Annotated in this window: 16 protein-coding genes; 5 read left to right on the top strand and 11 right to left on the bottom strand. The window is 64.3% G+C overall.

The window, feature by feature from the left end:
- The first annotated feature begins 37 nt into the window (after positions 1-37).
- From R3X27_RS06055 to R3X27_RS06040, 4 genes are all read left to right on the top strand, one after another.
- The gene (locus R3X27_RS06055) at positions 38-289 is read left to right on the top strand and encodes an accessory factor UbiK family protein (protein WP_317707932.1); all 252 of its coding nucleotides are present in this window, start codon (positions 38-40) and stop codon (positions 287-289) included.
- Positions 290-632: 343 nt separating this feature from the next.
- On the top strand, positions 633-1133 hold the full coding sequence (locus tag R3X27_RS06050; RefSeq protein ID WP_317707931.1) for a YbjN domain-containing protein: 501 nt from the start codon (positions 633-635) through the stop codon (positions 1131-1133).
- Between the two features lie 125 nt (positions 1134-1258).
- Positions 1259-2071, top strand: coding sequence for a pyrroline-5-carboxylate reductase (proC, locus tag R3X27_RS06045; RefSeq protein WP_317707930.1), 813 nt, complete (start codon positions 1259-1261; stop codon positions 2069-2071).
- Positions 2068-2406: a tRNA-binding protein gene (locus tag R3X27_RS06040; protein WP_317707929.1), complete on the top strand. Its 339-nt coding sequence runs from the start codon at positions 2068-2070 to the stop codon at positions 2404-2406. The genes proC and R3X27_RS06040 overlap by 4 nt, the downstream gene beginning before the upstream one ends.
- Before the next feature lie 7 nt (positions 2407-2413).
- Here R3X27_RS06040 and R3X27_RS06035 read toward each other — a convergent pair whose 3' ends face one another.
- The 3 genes from R3X27_RS06035 to R3X27_RS06025 form a co-directional block, all read right to left on the bottom strand.
- Positions 2414-3253 (bottom strand): urea carboxylase-associated family protein, encoded by an 840-nt coding sequence (locus R3X27_RS06035; RefSeq protein ID WP_317707928.1) that lies wholly within the window; start codon positions 3251-3253, stop codon positions 2414-2416.
- A 73-nt stretch (positions 3254-3326) separates the two neighbouring features.
- Positions 3327-4982 (bottom strand): FAD-binding dehydrogenase, encoded by a 1656-nt coding sequence (locus tag R3X27_RS06030; protein ID WP_317707927.1) that lies wholly within the window; start codon positions 4980-4982, stop codon positions 3327-3329.
- A gap of 196 nt (positions 4983-5178) precedes the next feature.
- A complete protein-coding gene (locus R3X27_RS06025; RefSeq protein WP_317707926.1) occupies positions 5179-6489 on the bottom strand; it encodes an ATPase in 1311 nt (436 codons plus the stop codon).
- Positions 6490-6637: 148 nt separating this feature from the next.
- On the opposite strand from R3X27_RS06025, the gene R3X27_RS06020 reads away from it, so the two are divergent.
- Positions 6638-8260: a hypothetical protein gene (locus tag R3X27_RS06020; RefSeq protein ID WP_317707925.1), complete on the top strand. Its 1623-nt coding sequence runs from the start codon at positions 6638-6640 to the stop codon at positions 8258-8260.
- 63 nt (positions 8261-8323) lie between these two features.
- Here the strand turns inward: R3X27_RS06020 and R3X27_RS06015 are convergent, their stop codons facing one another.
- The 8 genes from R3X27_RS06015 to R3X27_RS05980 form a co-directional block, all read right to left on the bottom strand.
- Positions 8324-8824: a prepilin peptidase gene (locus R3X27_RS06015; protein WP_317707924.1), complete on the bottom strand. Its 501-nt coding sequence runs from the start codon at positions 8822-8824 to the stop codon at positions 8324-8326.
- A 17-nt stretch (positions 8825-8841) separates the two neighbouring features.
- Positions 8842-9690 (bottom strand): tetratricopeptide repeat protein, encoded by an 849-nt coding sequence (locus tag R3X27_RS06010; RefSeq protein WP_317707923.1) that lies wholly within the window; start codon positions 9688-9690, stop codon positions 8842-8844.
- 31 nt (positions 9691-9721) lie between these two features.
- Positions 9722-10288: a tetratricopeptide repeat protein gene (locus R3X27_RS06005; RefSeq protein WP_317707922.1), complete on the bottom strand. Its 567-nt coding sequence runs from the start codon at positions 10286-10288 to the stop codon at positions 9722-9724.
- Between the two features lie 222 nt (positions 10289-10510).
- Entirely contained in the window at positions 10511-11083 is a 573-nt protein-coding gene (locus R3X27_RS06000) for an outer membrane protein (RefSeq protein WP_317707921.1), read from the bottom strand.
- Between the two features lie 254 nt (positions 11084-11337).
- Positions 11338-11880, bottom strand: coding sequence for a molybdenum cofactor biosynthesis protein B (moaB, locus tag R3X27_RS05995; protein ID WP_317707920.1), 543 nt, complete (start codon positions 11878-11880; stop codon positions 11338-11340).
- Positions 11881-12507, bottom strand: a complete 627-nt coding sequence (locus R3X27_RS05990; protein WP_317708058.1) for a LysE family translocator — start codon at positions 12505-12507, stop codon at positions 11881-11883.
- On the bottom strand, positions 12507-13322 hold the full coding sequence (locus tag R3X27_RS05985; RefSeq protein ID WP_317707919.1) for a uracil-DNA glycosylase: 816 nt from the start codon (positions 13320-13322) through the stop codon (positions 12507-12509). Before R3X27_RS05985 ends, R3X27_RS05990 begins: the two co-directional genes overlap by 1 nt.
- A 218-nt stretch (positions 13323-13540) precedes the next feature.
- Positions 13541-14362, bottom strand: coding sequence for a protein-disulfide reductase DsbD domain-containing protein (locus R3X27_RS05980; protein WP_317707918.1), 822 nt, complete (start codon positions 14360-14362; stop codon positions 13541-13543).
- Positions 14363-14375 lie beyond the last annotated feature (13 nt).

Here is a 14375-nt window from a genome sequence, read left to right as displayed (position 1 = left end):
GGCCATATAGGGGGCGGATGTAACGAATGGGTGCCCCATGCAAAGCCGAAACAGATTGTTCGACGACATGTCCCAGCTGATGACCAATGCGATGGGCGTGGCCCAGGGCGCAAAGGATGAGGCCGAGACCGCTTTCAAATCCATGATCGACCGCTGGATGGCCGATCGTGATTTCGTGACGCGCGAGGAGTTCGATGCGGCTCGCGCAATGGCGCAGAAAGCACGCGAGGAAAACGAAGCTCTCAAGGCGCGGATCGAAGCGCTTGAGGCTTCTATTAATAAGGATTAACAAGGGGTTAATGGGGCGTTCGTGCCCCCTCCTTCCCCTGAGTCATAATGGCGCGGTCCGCGTTGGGCCGCTCATCAACGCGCGTCGGCAAAGGCGCGCGTTTTTTATTGAATTGAGTCGGTTTTTCAGCTCGTCCAGGGCCGAGACGGGGCTACTAGACCTCTGTTGTCACCCTACATCTTGCGGCCAGCCAGAGTCCTGTCACAAAAATTCTGCTTTACAGCATGAGGGTTTGCTCGCACGATGAATCTCAAGGACGGCGGCAGTATCGACCGTCCCAGAGCAGGCACGAAGCCCCGGTAGCGCAAGAATAATCGGGGCGAGCAAACAGCGAGGCCCGGGCATGTCACTCTCCGAAGAGTTCCTGACGGAAGACCTACATCCGATCGATATCGTCGAGACCCTCGCCGAGAACAACGCCTGGGATTTTGACCGGATCGCCGAGGACCAGATCGCCATGGCGGTTGAAGGTCAGTGGCGCACCTATTCGGTCACGCTGGCATGGTCCGCCTATGACGAAACGTTGCGGCTCATCTGCACTTTCGAGATGGAGCCGCCGGAGGATCGCCTCGGGCGCCTCTATGAAGCGCTGAACCGGGTCAACGATTCATGCTGGGCGGGCGCCTTCACCTATTGGCGCGAGCAGCAGCTCATGACCTATCGCTACGGGTTGGTGCTCGGCGGCGGGCAGACGCCGCATCCCGAACAGATCGACCGGCTGATCGGCTCGGCGGTCATGGCCTCAGAGCGCTATTATCCTGCCTTCCAGCTTGTCGTCTGGGGCGATCAGGACCCCGAGGACGCACTGCAGGTCGCGATTGCGGAAGCCTTCGGGCGGGCTTGAGACGGCGCAGGGGCGCTGCTTCGGCGCCCCTTGGCGGGCTCGGCAGAGACATTTCTGACTGGAAGACGTTGCGGCCCCATTCGGGGCCGCTTAGCTTGCGGGCGGAACGGATCCGGAGGATTTTCATGGAGATGACAGACGTGAAGGCGCAGGGGCTGGTGCTTCTGGGCTGTGGCAAGATGGGGTCGGCGATGCTTCAGGGCTGGCTGGCGGACGGGTTCCCGCCCGAGGCCGTGACTGTTGTGGATCCCAACCCGTCGGACTGGCTCGCGGCGCAGGGCGTGCGGTTGAACGCAACGCTTCCGGAGCGGCCGGCCATCGTGCTCGTCGCGGTCAAGCCGCAGATGATGGCGGAGGCGTTGCCCTCGTTGGCGGCGCTGGGCGGTGGCGAGACGCTGTTTCTGAGCGTTGCGGCCGGGACGCCGATTGCCTTCTACGAATCCGTCCTCGGAGCGGCGACCCCGGTGATCCGGGCGATGCCGAATACGCCGGCGGCTGTTGGGCGCGGGATCACGGCGATTGTCGGCAATGCGCGCACGAGTGCCGCGGAGATGGACCTCGCCAAGCACTTCCTCTCGGCGGTCGGGCAGGTGATCCGGCTGGAGGGGGAGGCGCAGATGGATGCGGTGACCGGTCTCTCCGGTTCCGGACCAGCCTATCTCTTCCATATGGTTGAAGCGATGGCGCGCGCAGGCATGGCGCAGGGGTTGCCGGAGGATCTGGCGATGCAACTGGCGCGGGCAACTGTCGCCGGGGCAGGCGAGTTGCTGCATCAATCCGAGGAAAGCGCCGCGCAGCTGCGGATCAACGTGACGTCGCCGAACGGGACGACCGCCGCCGGGCTGGAGGTGCTGATGGATGAAGTCACAGGCTTGCCCCGGCTCATGGAGAAGGTAGTCGCGGCAGCGGCGGATCGCAGCCGGGAGCTTGCGAAATGAGCGAGATCGGGTTTGATGATTTCCTGAAGGTGGATATCCGCGTCGGGCGGGTGGTGCGCGCCGAGCCTTACCCGGAGGCGCGCAAGCCGGCGATCAAGCTCTGGATCGATTTCGGTCCGGAGATTGGCGAAAAGAAAAGCTCGGCCCAGATCACCCGCCATTATGACGTTGAGACCCTGCCGGGCAAGCTGGTCATGGCCGTGGTCAATTTCCCGCCGCGCCAGATTGGCCGGTTCATGTCCGAGGTTCTGGTTCTGGGCGTACCCGACGAGGAGGGCGAGGTCGTCCTGCTTGCGCCGGACCGGGATGTCCCGGTCGGCGGCAGGATGCATTGAGCTCGGCTCAGGTGCCGTGGCTCCGGTCATAACCGTTCACGGCGGGGCCGGGCCAGGCTGCGGCGCCGGTGGGTGGGGCGAAGATCTCGACAAGCAACGGGTAGCAGGCGGCGGTGTCGGAGGAATGCTCCGAGGAGCAGTCGCCCCCCGGGCAGGCCGAGAGCGCGCCGAGCAAGTCGATTTCAGCTAGAAAATCAAGGTAATCGCCGGGCCGGACCGGGCTGGCCTTCATGAAGTACTGGCCCGTGTCGCGGGTGAAACCGGTGCACATGAAGACGTTCAGCACGTCATGCACATGCGTCTCGGCCTCCGCGAGCGGCAGGCCGGTTTCCGCTGCGAGCGCCCGGGTCAGATTGGAATGGCAGCAATGGTGGTAGAGCCCGCCGGTCAGCAGGGTGTTCGTGTAGGGGTCGCAGCGGGTGCCGATCACGTCGTGCACCGAGCCGCCATGCGGGTCGATCCCGTACCAGTCGAGGCTGTCTTCCAGGATGGTCGCCATCGGGCGCAGAAAGGGGAAAGACGACCAGAGCCGTTCGCCCGTTGTCACATGGGTGCCGTGCAGGGCGCGGGTCTTGCCGGAATAGAAGCGCTCGGAAAGGTCGTGCGCGTTCCAGAGATTGAGATCGCCTACCTGCGGCCCCTCGATCGAGGAGATGCGGAAAGCGCCGCCCGCGGGGACGCGGAAACAGGCCGCGTCGCGCGGCGGCACGCGGACTTGCTCTACCTTCTCCAGCGTGGTGCGGTGTTGGGCGAGGGCGGCAGGATCCGGTCGGGGCAGGGCCTCGACTGGATAGCAGATGACCGGCGGGATCGCCTTTCGGGCCGCTGCGTCTTCGGGGCAGGACATCGCACTTCCTTCATCAGGCGTTTCGGTGCGACAGTGCCGGGGTGTGGCTCGGCGGGCAAGCCCCGTGCCGCGATCACGCGTACTGGCCAGCGATCCGCCCGCTGAAGAGGCAGCCGCCGAGGAAAGTGCCTTCGAGCGCGTTATATCCGTGATAGCCGCCACCGCCGAAACCGGCGACCTCGCCGGCCGCAAAGAGGCCGGGGAAGACGGAGCCATCGGGGCGCAGGACACGTGATTGCAGGTCCGTATGTAGTCCGCCGAGGCTCTTCCGCGTCAAAATGTTGAGACGGACGGCGATCAACGGTCCCTTGTTCTCGTCGAGGATGCGATGGGGTGGCGCGGTGCGGATCAGCTTGTCGCCGCGATAGGCGCGGGCGCCGCGAATGGCGGTGACTTGCGCGTCCTTGGCGAATGGGTTGCCGATCTGCGCATCGCGCGCTTCGATCTGTTCCAGAAGGTGCAGAAAGTCGAGCGGCGTTTCCGGCGTTAGTGCGTTCATGCCCAGCACGAGCTCCCGCAGGGTTTCGGCGATCACGAAATCCTCGCCATGCTCCTTGAAGGCCTCGACCGGCGCCGGGGCGCCCTTGCCCAGAAGCCGCGCCTTCAGCACCTCTTGCCAGCGCCCGGAGGTCAGGTCCGGGTTCTGTTCCGAGCCGGAGAGGGCGAACTCCTTCTCGATGATCGCCTGGGTCAGGATGAACCAGGAATGGGAATGTCCGGTGGAAAGGATGCGTTTGAGGGTGGCCAGCGTGTCGAACCCTGGCAGGCAAGGGGCGTCCATGCGATTTCCGAGCGCGTCGAACCACATCGAAGATGGGCCGGGCAGGATACGGATGCCGTGATTGGGCCAGATCGGGTTCCAGTTCTTCAGCCCTTCGGTGTAATGCCACATCCGGTCCGTGTTGATCGCGGCTGCGCCAATGCCGATGGCCGTCTGCTGCATCTGGCCGTCGACATAATCGGGCACGCCGGCGACCATCTGCGTTGGCGCGGGGCCGAGCCGTTCTTCTGGCCAGTGTTCACGGACGAGGTCGTGATTGCCGCCGATCCCGCCTGAGGCGAGGATGACCGACTCGGCGCGGCAGGTGAAATCGCCAACCACGTCCCGACTCGTGCTCTCCCCGATCGGCGCCGGATCTTCCGCAAGGATGTCGCCGGAGACGCCGCAGACCGTGCCATTCTCCACGATCAACTGCGTGACCCGCCGACGGGGCACATGGCGCAACCCGCCGGTGAGCACTGCGTCCAGAACGCGCGCCTTGAACGGGGCGACAACGCCGGGGCCGGTGCCCCATGTGATGTGAAAACGCGGGACCGAGTTGCCGTGCCCGTCGGCCAGAGCGCCGCCGCGCTCGGCCCAGCCCACCACGGGAAACCAGCGCAGGCCGAGCCCGTGCAGCCAGGACCGCATCTCGCCGGACGCGAAATCGACAAAGGCCTGGGCGAAACGGCGGGGATTGTCGTCCTCGGGACGGTCGAACTGCGCGCTGCCCATCCAGTCCGACAGCGCAAGGTTGCGTCCGTCGCGGATACCCATGCGGCGTTGCTCCGGCGTGTCGACCATAAAGAGCCCGCCCAGTGACCAGTGAGCCTGCCCGCCCAGAGATTGTGGCCCTTCCTGGTCAAGCAGGAGAACCTTGCGCCCGCGTTCCAGCGCCTCGCAGGCCGCCACCAGCCCGGCAAGGCCCGCGCCGACCACGATCACATCGGCTTTGCCAACTTCTGTCATACCGGTCCTCCGCGCGGGGGAAACTATGCGCTGCCAACCCAATCTCCGAGGCGAACGTCGCGTCATTTCGCTTTTATGCGGAACAGGCGCAGCACGTGAGTCGTCAGGACGGCGTCAATCTTTAACGCCGTCCTGATTACCATAGGATAAAGAAACGGACAGGACCTGCAGTCCGGACCGGCACCATCCGCGAGGATCAGTGCTCGATATGCTCTTCCTTGACGAACATGTTTTCCCAGGCGCGGTCGATCAGTTCAGGGGTCATCTGGTAGGGGATGCCCTCATATTCGCAAATCGAGATCATCTGGTCGATCAGGAAGATCGGCTGATAGTTCGCATAGATATTGTCGATGGTCGGGTACTTGTTGCGCAGCAGGTGGATCAGCGTGTCCTGATCCAGCGGCATCTTGCGCTTCTTGGCGACCATGGCGAAGATCTTCAGGAAATCTTCCTGGACGGGCCCGTCGATCTTGATCTTGAAGAAGATCCGGCGGAGCGCGGCCTTGTCGAAGATCTCGTTGGGGTGGAAGTTGGTCGAGAAGATCACCAGCGTGTCAAAGGGCACTTCGAATTTCTCGCCCGATTGCAGGGCGAGGATGTCCTTGCCCTCTTCCAACGGTAGAATCCAGCGGTTGATCAGCGCCTGCGGCGGGTCCGCCTGACGGCCAAGGTCGTCGACGATAAAGATGCCGCCGGTGGATTTGAGCTGCATCGAGGCCTGGTACGTCCGGGCCGTCGGGTTGTAGACGAGGTCCAGCATGGAGAGCGAAAGCTCACCGCCGGTGATGACGGTGGGGCGCTCACAGCGCACGTAACGGGTGTCGAAGCGGTTTCCCGTGCGGCGCAGCGAGTTGGGATCGTCCATCTGTTCCTCGGCGGCCGAATGGACGATCGGGTCATAGACGGTGATCACCTGGCCGGCATATTCGACGGCGCGGGGGATGTAGATCTTGTCGCCCATCGCATCGCGGATGCCGTTGGAGATCGAGGACTTGCCGTTGCCCGGGGGGCCATACATCAGGATCGAACGACCGGCGGAGACCGCGGGGCCGAGCTGGCCAAGAAGGTTGTCGGGCAGGACGAGATGGCCCATGGCGCCGGTCAGCTGGTCCCGGGTTATCTGGATGTTGCGGATGGACTGGCGCTTGACCTGCTCGCCATAGATCTCCATCGGCACCGGCATGGCGCCGTAATACTCGGATTGAGAGAGCGCATCGAGGGAGCGGGCTTTGCCGCTATCGGTCAGCTGGTAGCCCATTTCGCCGCCCGAGTTGGCGTGCAGCGTACCGGTCGCCTCCATGAGCTTCTGTTCGCGGGCGAGATCCACCAGTTCCTGCGTGACCGGGATCGGCAGGCAGACGGCGCGGGCCAGTTCGGTGACCATTTCGATGTTCTTGCGGAACACGGTCTTGAGCAGGATATCCCGCATCATGACCAACGGAAGCTGCATCTCGTCCAGTCGCTTCGGCGCCGGCGGCGCCACCACATTCCCGACTTCCATGTTCATCTCGCTACCCGCTTGTCCTGTTCCATCGACTTGCCCAAAGACTTGCCATTCCCGCCCGGAAATCGACACGAATGCCTGCAATGCCGCAGACAGTCCGAAGCATGGCGTGGTATTGTGGCCAAAAAAGGGAAAAAAAGAGAGAGCAGGGATGCAGAAACGAGCTTCTATCGCCTTTGGCGGATTTCTTCTGGCCCTCTGGGCCGGGCTGAGCGCAGTCCTGCTGGCCAAGGGCGGGCTGTATCTCGCCAAGCATGAGGGCGACACGATTCACCTGATCGACATGGTGATCCGTCAGAGCCAGGGCGAGTGGCCGCATCTCGACTATATGACGCCGATCGGCTGGCTGGCGACAGCGCCCATTGCGCTGTTTGTCGGGCAGGGCTGGGGGATCGGAATGGCCTATCTGGGCGCGCAGGTCCTCTTTGCGGCGGCGCTGCTCCCGGCGATCTGGTGGGTCGGGATCTCGCGGCTGAAGAGCGGCTGGGCGATGGTCCTTGGCGTCATCTGTATCGGCCTTTGCCTGGCGATGGTCCATGGAGAGTCGCAGCCCTCGCTGTCTATCTCGATGCATTACAACCGATGGGCCTGGGCGCTGGCCTTTATTGCCATCGCCATCGTTTTCCTGCCGAGCGCCGGGCGGCACAGCCAGACCGCGGACGGGCTTGTCCTCGGGGTGACGGTCGCGGGGATGGCGCTGATCAAGGTGACCTATGTTGCAGCCTTCCTGCCGGTCATCCTGCTGGCGCTCCTGATGCACCGGCAGTGGGGCGCTTTGCTCGTGGCGCTTGTGACCGGGCTCGCCATTGTCGCGGCAATGACATTGGTGGCCGGGACGGGTTTCTGGATCGCTTATCTCGGTGACCTGCTCACGGTGACCGGCTCCGAGGCCCGCGCGCAGCCGGGTCACAGCCTCTACGGGGTGATTGCCGCGCCGGCCTATCTCGGCGGATCTTTCGCTGCCCTCGCCGCCGTCATGCTGCTGCGGCAGGCGGGCCGGGACAGCGAGGGCGTGTTGCTTCTCCTTCTCGTGCCCGGCTTCTTTTTCGTGACCTTCCAGAATTACGGCAATGATCCCCAATGGCTCTACTTGCTCGGGGTTCTGCTCTTCGCCCTGCGCCCGGCAGCGGGGGTGACCAATGGCATGGGCTGGGACATGAGACAGGCGCTGGCGCTGGCCGGCTGCGCTGTTTTCATGCTCGGCTTGCCGTCGGCGCTCAACCTCGCCTTCAGCCCCTTCCGGCATCTCAACGCGCCGGCGTCAGCCCATACACAGCTGTTTCCGCGCTCGGTCCAGCATGATGATATCCACGTGCTGATCGAGCGGAACCGGGACCCGGCGGGGAATGTCCGCCTTCCAGTCCTCTTTGCGGCTGAAACCGGGACGGAGAAAGACGAACCGAAGCCGACGATGGTGATGGGAGAAGAGCTGCCCTTCTGCCGTCTCTCTGGCGGGACGGTCACGGTGCTCGACGGCATCGCGCGCGATCTTGAGGCGGCGGGTTATGCCGGCGCGGCGATCTACAGTGCCGACCTGCTATCCAGCTACTGGCTGTTCGGAGATCTCCAGCGGCTCGAGGGCGCAGCCCCCTGGCGCTATGACGGACTTCCCGGAATCGAGGGGGCGCGCCTATTGCTGGTTCCGCTCTGCCCGATGGATGGTCGGGCGCGGCGCGGGGTGATCGAGGATCTGGAGGCGCGTGGCGTCGGGTTGAAAGAGGTGCACCGCAACGAGGTGTATCGACTCTACGAGTTTCAGCCGGGCGAGGGATAGGTCACGAAGGTTGGAACGGGCCGGACGGCGCGGCGCCATGCCGCCGCCGTGAGGCAGGTCCCGTCAGGCGCCGTACACGGCGCCCAGTCCGAGATAGGCGATCAGCATCCAGCCAAGCGCAAGCCCCATCGGGAAGTCCTTGCGCTCCCAGCTTTCCCAGTCCGGCGCGGCGCTCCGGATTGCCGGGATTGCCCGCATGACCCGGTGCACGACAAGCGCGGCCAGCGAGCAGGCTACATAGATATAGCAGAAGACCGCCACGTCCCCGAGCGCCACGAAGGGCGCCATGGCGGCTGCGAATTTGGCATCGCCCGCCCCCATCAGCCCGGCCATGTTAAGAATGAAGCCCACCAACAGAACGATGACGAGATGCAGCCATTGCCAGGCGTAGCTCTCCAGCGGCAGGGCGATCGGACCGATGGCGAGATAGACGAAGAACAGCGCCATGACGGCGCGGTTCGGGATCTTCATGCGCGCCATGTCGTTCCAGCCGACCCAGAGGCCAATGGGGATGACAAAGGGCAGGAACCAGAGCGCAGCACTGGCGGGAATGTCGAGGGTCATGCCGGTCTCGGGTCCGTTCAGGTGCCGTCAAGTGCGCTGAGCGAGTGGACGGCGGCTTCGAAATGCTGGGGATGGGTGTCGATTGCATCTTCGAGCAGCGAGCGGCCCATGGAGGTGTCGCCCTGCTTGATCGCGGAAAGGGCCGCGGTGTGCAGCAGCATGGCGCGCTCGGTCTGGGTCATCTCGACGATCGGCATCTGGTAGTTGCGCTGCGCGGAACGGGCGAGCACGAGGTTGTTCTTCGCCGTGAAGAGGCCGGGCTCATATTGCAACGCCTCGCCGAACAGCCGCTCGGCCTCGCGATACTTGCCGCGGGAGAGCTTCGAATAGCCCCAGTTGTTCAGCGTCGAGGACGGTTTCGTGGTCAGGCCCACGGCGGTGTCGTAGAAGCTGTCGGCCTTCTTCCACTCCTTGTTGCCATCGGCGATCATTGCCTCCAGCTTGTAGCGCTTGAAGGTCTCGTGGGTGGGCGGAACGGTGTCGAGGATCTCTTCGGCCTTGTCCCAGTCGCCCGAGCGGATCAGCGCGTCGGAATAGTCGACCCGGTCGCTGCTGGTCGCGCCTTCCATCTCGATGACCTTCGCCCAGGCGGCGGCGGCCTCGGTGTTCTGCTTGGCCCGCACCAGTGACTTGGCGAGGTTGCGCTGCAGGTCGATCCGGTCCGGGTTTTCCGCGGAGGTTCGCTTGAAATAGGAAACCGCCTCGTTGGCATCGGCAACCGTCAGCATCAGGTCGCTGAGATTGCTTTCGTCGATGACATTCACGTCCTGAAGAGCACGATCCACTTCGGTGTCGCCGGCTTTCTGACAGGCCGACAGTGCCATGGCAGTGCCAAGACACAGGGTGACAAGGGTAATGCGGCGCATTTTTTTGCGTCCTTTTACTGCTCGTTCTGCCTCATGGTGTGCTGAGAATGCGGTATTGTCCGCTGCCCCTGCGCACCAGCTCGAATTCTGATTGTTGCTCGGAAGTGTAGGCTGGATTCTCGATATTTGCGAGCGCGTGCTTCAGATTTTCCTTGATTTCGGCACTTTGGCCACTGTCCAGGGAGAAGGCGACACGAAATGTGCGTGCGGCCTCGCCGATTTCGCCCTGCTCCATCAGCACGACGCCGAGGTTGTTCCATGCTGCGGCGAATTTCTCATCCTCATCAATCGCGCGGCGCAATTGCCGCTCGGCCTGCCCGAGCCGTCCGAGCTTGAGATTGGCCGAGCCGATGGCCGAGAGCACGTCGGCGGTCAGCCCGTGATCGCCGCCGGCGCGGTAGTATTCCTTCAGGGCCAACTCGTATTCGCCCGCCGCCATCATGCGATGGCCGACAATCAACCCGTCCACCGCATCGTCGATGCCTTCGACGCCTTCCGGCAGCGGTGCACCCTCGTTCAACGGTTCCAGACGGGGGTCTTCGCCACACCCTGCAAGCACGAGAAGCAGGGTGATCAGCGGGAAGGGCGAGCGGAACATCGTAATCCTCGAACACTGGCATGTTTGACCAGAGTGTTACTGGAACCGCTGCGTGGGCCAAGAGGGAGGGGGGAGGACGGGATGAAAGCGTGCCCGGTGTGGCAAAACAGACTCTTCCGGCCAGTCCGGATGCCGTGTTCGTCGACGGGGTCCCGTCAAAACGCGAACGGGGGGCACTGTGCCCCCCGAAGCTGGTATCTTGGTTTTTGGCGGTGCGCCGGATCAGAACCGGTAGTTCAGGCCGACAGTCGCCGTGGTCGCGTTGACCTGGTCATAGTCGTTGAAATCGTCGAATTGATGGACGGCGACTTCACCGGTGAGGCTCCAGGCGTCATCCAGCATATGTTCGACGCCGATACCGCCGAAATAACCCCAGGAATTGCCGAAATCACCGCTATCGGCATAGCTCGCGCCTGTGGTGGCGTAGAGCATCGTGCCGCCGAAATCATAGCCGCCGCGGACTTTCAGGCGGGTCAGCGAGTCGAGATCGCCCGCATCCGTGGAGATATCGCCGAGATTCACATCGGCGCCGATACCGACGACCCAGTCGCCGAGATCCCAGTCATAGCCGGCGGCGATGCCGCCAATCATGCCGTCGCCTTCGAGATCTTCGGTCAATTCGCCATAGCCCAATTGCACGCCGACATAGCCGCCGGTCCAGTCGGAACTGGGCGTGACGGCGATCGGCGTGGGGACCGGTTCGATCACGGGTTCGGAGGGCGATCCGGCATAGACCGGAGCGGCAATGGCGAGCACAAGAGTCGCGCCGAGGGCGCGCTTGGCAAAACTGTTCATCTGTTTCCCTTTCGGAGTGGCTGCTCTGAATTCTGTTGCCTCTCGTTTTTCGGAGGCAGACCGCAAATAAGGAGGATCCGCGCCTTTCCAATCCAGTGCGCGCCGGATTCCGGTCTTGTCGGCAGGCAGTGGCAAACCGACGCCGATGCCGTTGCGGCATAGGCGAGGAAACGCTTTTTACGTTTTTAGTCGGGATTGAAAACGGCTGAAGTGCACCCTAGCGGCGGTTTCGGAGCCGTCGTCCTGGATTCGCGCTATTTGCGCCGCTTGTGCTCTTCCAGGCGGGGGAAGATCTCGACGAAGTTGCACGGGCGGTGGCGATAGTCGAGCTGCGGGGCGAGGATCTCGTCCCAGCCGTCCTTGCAGGCGCCCGGAGAGCCGGGCAGGGCGAAGAGATAGGTGCCGCGTGCGACGCCGGCGCAGGCACGGGATTGCACGGCCGACGTGCCGATCTTCTGCATCGAGACAATGGTGAAGACGGTGCCGAAGGCATCGATCTCCTTTTCGTAGACATCGCGGTGGGCCTCGACGGTTACATCGCGCCCCGTGAGACCGGTTCCTCCGGTGGAAATCACAACATCGACCTGCGGGTCGTCGCACCAGGCCGAGAGCTGTGCGGCGATCTCGACCCGTTCGTCGGGCAGGATCTTTCGATCCGCGAGCACATGCCCGGCGGCTTCGACCCGGCCCGCCAGCGTATCACCGGAGCGGTCCTCGGCGAGGCCGCGGCTGTCGGAGACGGTCAGCACCGCGATGCGGACGGGGATGAATTCCTTCGGTGTGTCGGGATTGTGCATCTAGCTGCGCTCCATGAGGGCCAGCCGTGCGGCCAGCGCGGTGAAGACCCCGGCGGTCACCCAGCCGAGGCCACGTGCAAAGCGGGGAGATTGGGCGAGGCGTCGCCCGAGGCTGCCGGCAAAGACCCCGACCAGCCCGTTGATCACCAGCCCTCCAAGGGACAGCAGCAGACCGAAGACAAGGAACTGGGGCAGGATGGGGCCATGTCCCGGGTCGACGAATTGCGGCAGGAAGGCCAGCACGAAGAGGATGACCTTCGGGTTGGTCAGGTTGATCAGCAGCGCCTGCCGGAAGGCGCGCCCGGGCGAGAGCGCGGCGGCCGCGCTGGACGGAACAGGCCCGCTGCGCAGCGCGCCGATGGCGAGCCAGAGCAGGTAGGCCACGCCGACCCAGCGGATCACGTCGAGCAGGACCGACTCGGCCGCCACCAGGGCCGAGAGGCCGATTCCAGCCGCCGCCGTGTGAAAGAAAACCCCGAGCGAGATGCCAGCATCGGCAGCCAGCGCGGTGCGCGGGCCGCCCCGCAGGCCCTGCGCAAGACAGAACATCATGTCGGCCCCCGGCGTCAGGTTGAGCGCCAGCCCGGCCGGGATGAAGGCCAGCAGGGTCAGGGGATCGACGGGGATCACGGCGCCGCGTCTCCCCGCAGGCGCGCCTTGAGCGACAGCAGGTCGGCCCAGGCCTCGCGCTTGGCGCCCGGGTTCCGCAAGAGGTAGGCGGGGTGGAACATCGGCAGGGCAGGGCGGCCGAGCGCTTCGACCCAATTGCCACGGATTCGGGTGATTCCCCGCCGCCCCAACATCGCCTGGCAGGAGATATTGCCCATCAGCACCAGCGCCTCCGGTGCCACCAACTCGACATGCCGCTGCACGAAGGGTTTGAGCATGTCGATCTCTTCCGGTCGCGGGTCGCGGTTCTGCGGTGGCCGCCATGGCAGGATATTGGTGATATAGACGGCGCTGTCGGCCTCGGACCCATCCCGGGCGAGGTCGATCGCGGCCAGCATCCGATCCAGCAACTGCCCGGCCCGCCCGACGAAGGGGCGGCCCTGGATGTCCTCGTCGCGCCCCGGCGCCTCGCCGATGATCATCAACCGGGCCTTCGGGTTGCCATCGCTGAAGACGAGCGAGCGGGCACCCTGTTTCAGCTCGCAATGCGGGAAGCTGGCCAGCGCCTGTTCCAGCGCCTCAAGGCTCTCTGCCGCCCCGGCCATCATACGGGCGTCGCCAATCGGATCCGCCTTCGGAGGCGGCGCGACTGCAGGCGCGCCCCGGGCAGTGGGCAGCGCCGCGGCCTCCTTCTTTGCCTGAGCTTCCGCCATCAGTGTCTTGCTCAGGGCAAAACGATCCACCGGCGCGTCGACGGTCGCCTCATCCGCGCCCATCGAGATCTGGAAATCGAGGGCGGCGAAGGCGTCGTGATATGCGAGCTCGTGGACCATGAGAGACTTGCTAGCCCAAGGGCGCGTGTTCGGGAAGGGGGCTTGCGGATGTCATTGGCGTTTCGGCGCAACAGCAGTCGATTGGGCAGGACGCGGCTGGGCACAGGGTGGCGTTGCGATCAAAGGCAGGATGCGCGCTGTTCTGATGGTTTTCGCGGGCGTTCCGTCCTCCCGGACGGCTCCCGCCATCGAAGAGTCAGAACCCGTCGTCCGAGAGATCAGCGTCCCTTGCAGCCGCGAATGTCCACAGCGTTCGCCCCGGCGATCACCGTGAAGCGCAGCGCGCTGCGCTGAAGCGCCATCGGCTTGCCGTTGGGCGGGACGAGATCGGCCTCGACATGCAGGGCACTCCCCTGTCGCTTGACCATCGGTTGCGAGACCCAAATTCGCGGATCTCCCGCCTCCACAAGCGCGATTTCCTCGCCCGGAAGCCGCGGCATCTCGATAGTGGCCTCCAGACGCAGCCCGTCCGAAATCGGCTCCAGATCACAACTGACGCCGTTCACACCGGCGCGTCGCGCGGGGCGGGGCTGGCTGGCCAGAGCCTTGTGAATCTTGGGGTCGGATCCGCCGTCGCCCTGCAAGCGTGCGTCGAGCTTCAGAGACGCCGGCATGCAGATTGTCTCGCAGATCCCGAGATCGACATCGCCGCGCAATCGAATCGGCGCGCCGGCCTGTTCAGGGTAGAGCTCGATTGGCAGGACCAGTTCCTCGGCATAGCCAATCGTACGCGCGCCATAGGCGTCGAATATGCGCGGGCTCGGCCAGTGGTAGCGCACACCGCGCAGGTTCTCCGAGCCCGACCAGTCGAAATGCGGCGGGATGCCAGTCTCGCCCGGCGCACGCCAGTAGGTCTTCCAGCCGGGAGCGAGCCGGATATGCAGCGCCGCCATGCGGGTGCCGTCCCCGGTCGTCCAGCCGCCAAGGATCTCGGCCTGCACGACATTTTCGGGCGGAGCACTGCCGGCCTGCGCAATAGGCGGGACGAGCCCGACAAGGGCGGCGAGGAGAATCCGAAGGCGGGAAAATCTGGATGTCATGGCCCAGAGGATA

This window comes from Tropicimonas sp. TH_r6, from assembly GCF_033101155.1.
GTDB lineage: Bacteria > Pseudomonadota > Alphaproteobacteria > Rhodobacterales > Rhodobacteraceae > Tropicimonas.
This window is presented reverse-complemented; position numbering and strand designations above follow the sequence as displayed.

What these genes read in the sequence shown, in the direction of transcription:
- R3X27_RS06055 (WP_317707932.1), top strand. Translation starts at nt 38, where the DNA reads ATGCAAAGCCGAAACAGATTGTTCGACGACATGTCCCAGCTGATGACC.
- R3X27_RS06050 (WP_317707931.1), top strand. Translation starts at nt 633, where the DNA reads ATGTCACTCTCCGAAGAGTTCCTGACGGAAGACCTACATCCGATCGAT.
- proC (WP_317707930.1), top strand. Translation starts at nt 1,259, where the DNA reads ATGGAGATGACAGACGTGAAGGCGCAGGGGCTGGTGCTTCTGGGCTGT.
- R3X27_RS06040 (WP_317707929.1), top strand. Translation starts at nt 2,068, where the DNA reads ATGAGCGAGATCGGGTTTGATGATTTCCTGAAGGTGGATATCCGCGTC.
- R3X27_RS06035 (WP_317707928.1), bottom strand. Translation starts at nt 3,253, where the DNA reads ATGTCCTGCCCCGAAGACGCAGCGGCCCGAAAGGCGATCCCGCCGGTC.
- R3X27_RS06030 (WP_317707927.1), bottom strand. Translation starts at nt 4,982, where the DNA reads ATGACAGAAGTTGGCAAAGCCGATGTGATCGTGGTCGGCGCGGGCCTT.
- R3X27_RS06025 (WP_317707926.1), bottom strand. Translation starts at nt 6,489, where the DNA reads ATGAACATGGAAGTCGGGAATGTGGTGGCGCCGCCGGCGCCGAAGCGA.
- R3X27_RS06020 (WP_317707925.1), top strand. Translation starts at nt 6,638, where the DNA reads ATGCAGAAACGAGCTTCTATCGCCTTTGGCGGATTTCTTCTGGCCCTC.
- R3X27_RS06015 (WP_317707924.1), bottom strand. Translation starts at nt 8,824, where the DNA reads ATGACCCTCGACATTCCCGCCAGTGCTGCGCTCTGGTTCCTGCCCTTT.
- R3X27_RS06010 (WP_317707923.1), bottom strand. Translation starts at nt 9,690, where the DNA reads ATGCGCCGCATTACCCTTGTCACCCTGTGTCTTGGCACTGCCATGGCA.
- R3X27_RS06005 (WP_317707922.1), bottom strand. Translation starts at nt 10,288, where the DNA reads ATGTTCCGCTCGCCCTTCCCGCTGATCACCCTGCTTCTCGTGCTTGCA.
- R3X27_RS06000 (WP_317707921.1), bottom strand. Translation starts at nt 11,083, where the DNA reads ATGAACAGTTTTGCCAAGCGCGCCCTCGGCGCGACTCTTGTGCTCGCC.
- moaB (WP_317707920.1), bottom strand. Translation starts at nt 11,880, where the DNA reads ATGCACAATCCCGACACACCGAAGGAATTCATCCCCGTCCGCATCGCG.
- R3X27_RS05985 (WP_317707919.1), bottom strand. Translation starts at nt 13,322, where the DNA reads ATGGTCCACGAGCTCGCATATCACGACGCCTTCGCCGCCCTCGATTTC.
- R3X27_RS05980 (WP_317707918.1), bottom strand. Translation starts at nt 14,362, where the DNA reads ATGACATCCAGATTTTCCCGCCTTCGGATTCTCCTCGCCGCCCTTGTC.